Below are 3263 nucleotides of genomic sequence, written 5' to 3' on the forward strand. Positions count from 1 at the left end.
TGGGCTTGGGTTTTTACCCAATACACGGCGCCTGCGGGACATTCTGTCTCTGCATTACACCAACCACGGGTAAGGGTGGTTTGGGTATTATCCGGTGCTTTCTGGCTGATGAGGCGACCAAAGTCATCGTATTCATAGGTAGTGACTAAGCCATTGGCATCCATCGAGATAACCGGGCTACCCCAGTAGGGATGCAGGGTTTGGGCAGACGTATGCCCGAGTGCATTGGTGGTTGAGATTAAAAACCGGCCATCCGCATCATAGGTATACGTCTGTTTGCGTGCAGTGACCTTGGCACCTTGGGTTTGCTCTTCAATTAAGTTACCAAAACTGTCGTATTTAAACTCCGTGGTCAGGACATAATCGCCTTGACTAGGCTCTTGAATGCGCTGGGTTAAAGCACCTGTCGTGGCATCATAACTAAACTGCGTGGTGCGGGTTTGGCTGTCTCCAGCCACACCCACGTTGGTGGTTTGCGTTTGTGTCGGTAAGCCGATGAGCCAATGGTCTTCATCGTTGAGATAGGTGTTAACGGTGGTGCTTTGCTGTTGGCCGTAGGTATCGGTTGTGACGGTTTTACTTTCCGTGACATTGCCATAGGCATCATAGGCCAGATGCTGAGTGGTTTGTGATAACTGAACGTCCTGTAATGAGCGTTGTTCTGTAAAGGCGCGTGTCATGATGGTTTGATAACGAGGAATATCACCATCGTTTAAGGTATGGGTCAGCCAGCTTTGCTGAAGGTCTTTGAGGACAACACCGTCTTTAGCATAGGTTTTTTGGTTTTTTAAGGCACCAATGACATGGGTATCAACATGCTGGGCATAGACAGAGTGAGTCCGAATACCGGTGTCTTCTTGAGTCGACGTCACCGTTCTAAAGCCCAGAAAGCCCAAGCCTTGCTGGTGGTATTTCAATTCACCGTATTTATAGCGCGTCGTGGAGAACCCGCCGATACCATTGCTGGTTTGTACCGTTGACACGACAAAGGTGGAGGGTTGAATATCTTTAATAGGGTATTGGCTGCCTTCACTCTTGGTGAAGATTGATTTATCCGTCAGTGGTGCATACGACAGTTTCACTTCATGGTCAAAGCCGTTGCTAATGCCCACCAATCGGGGCGGGGTAAAGGGTGAAAGACTGGTGTACAGGCCATCACCGGCAAAGCCAAAAAAGTCCGTGGTACCATTCCCATCAAAGTCATACACGGCGCGTGGGTTTTTATCCGCTGTCCAGCCTTGACTGTAAGCAAAATTATCTAGAATTTTGCGGGCAGGAGAAAACCCTGAGCCGGTATTAAACGACACATACACCCCATTATTGGCTAGGCCAATAATGTCGTCTAAACCATCATTATTGACGTCCCCTAAAAAGCGTGGGTTCTTATGGACTTGCCAGCCTTGTCGCGTACCAAACTCATCCAAAACGGCGGTGATGGGGGTAAAGCCGGTGCCGGTGCTGTACGAGACAAAGACACCACCACTGCCAAAGGCGACGATGTCAGCACGACCATCTCCGTTCACATCACGCATAAAACGCGGATGCAGGTCGGTATGCCAACCACTGCTGTAACCTAAATCCGCCAACAAACGTTGAGCCGGTAAAAACCCCTCATGCGAGTTGAAGGCGACATACACGCCATCACCAGCAAAACCGACAATATCCGCTAAGCCATCGCCATTGACATCGGCGAGTTCACGAAGGTGTTTAGCGGTACTCCAGCCTTGTCGTGTGCCAAATGCTGCCACTGCCGTGGTCACTGGGGTAAAGCCAGTGCCGGTACTGTATGAGACAAAGGCACCACCACTGCCAAAGGCTAAGATATCCGCACGGCCATCACCGTTAATATCTTGCACAATACGGGGATGAAGATCCGTATGCCAGCCGCTGCCATAGCCTAAATCTGCCAACCAGCGTGTGGCAGGCGCCATGCCTGATCCCGTACTGAGTGAAACATAAACACCAGCATCGGCAAAGCCAACAATATCGGCTTTGCCATCCCCATTGACATCCGCTAAATGGCGTGGGTGTTTAGCCGTACTCCAGCCTTGTCGGGTACCAAACTCACTCACCGTGCTCGGCTCGGTATCAAACCCCGTGCCCGAACTTAAGAAAGTAAAGGCACCACCACTGCCAAAGGCCACGATATCGGTCAGCCCATCGCCATTCACATCGCGTAAATAACGGGGATGTTGACCCACATGCCAGCCATGATTGGTGCCGAGGTCGTTTAATCGTTTTGTGGTCTTATCATTCAGTGCCGTTTCGTTAAATTGCCAACGCAATTGAGTCACAGGTTGACACTGCGTGCTACACAGCTGAAGTGAGCTCAATAAACTTTTATGGGTCACCGGGGTGGTTTCATAATTTAATATATAACGCTGGCTTTTTTCCCCATGAATAATTTCAATGGTGTTTAAACGCTGTGTCACCGATAAAGGCGCGCCATCTAAATACGTCTGTTGTTGATCTTCACGCGCTTCATAATGGAATTTAATCGTGGTATTCGCATAATTAATTTGTGCAGGGACTTGCTCGCCCGTGTCAGCATGGGTGGTATAACGGTAATTAATCATACTGCGAAAACGATCTTCAATCGCCGTTAATGACCAGCGTAAGACGTCGCTATGATCTTTGAGAATAAGACGCGCATCGTGATTTGACGCAAATGTCGCGATCTCACCGTTTTTATGGATGACTTTAAAATAAGCCGGTCCATTCCCAACCGCGCCATAGGAAATTATTTTTTTATAATTATCATATTCCGTGCGATATTCAGTGCCATTCGCGCCATAAGTGCCTTTAATCGCCACTAAACGTTGGCCATTTAGACAAAATTTATCGTTATCATCAAAATCAACGCCATCAATAAAGCCGTCTTTTTCGAGGGTGGTGGGACAGCGAGAAATCACTGGAAAACCCGCTAAACGCCAGCCAACCCCGACTAAACCATTATTTTTTTGGCTGTCATATTCCAGCGCTAAATTCGGTGTTAAACCATTAATCCCTGGTGGTAATGCGACGGGAATATGGTAATTAGCCGCACCATCGGTACCGACGGAAAAAGCACCAGGCAGGGTACCGACGGCTTTTGTCGTATTGGCTAGCGCAACAGGGGAAAGAAAAACCTGAAAAATAGATAGAATCAGGCAGGCAAGCGTGATGTGTAAACGATTCATTATGTACTTCTTGTGACGACAGTATCAGTATAATTGAGCAAATTTTGGGCATTATAATGAGTAACTGCTCACATTCAAGTGCGA

At 48.2% G+C, this 3263-nt stretch carries 1 protein-coding gene; it reads right to left on the reverse strand.

Translation table 11 applies throughout. The annotated features are described in order from the left end of the window. Positions 1 to 3179 (reverse strand): FG-GAP-like repeat-containing protein (locus F607_RS33300; protein ID WP_051311845.1); only part of this gene is annotated, 3179 nt, incomplete at its 3' end. Positions 3180 to 3263 lie beyond the last annotated feature (84 nt).

The sequence above is a fragment of the Zooshikella ganghwensis DSM 15267 genome (assembly GCF_000428585.1).
Classification (GTDB): Bacteria; Pseudomonadota; Gammaproteobacteria; order Pseudomonadales; family Zooshikellaceae; genus Zooshikella; species Zooshikella ganghwensis.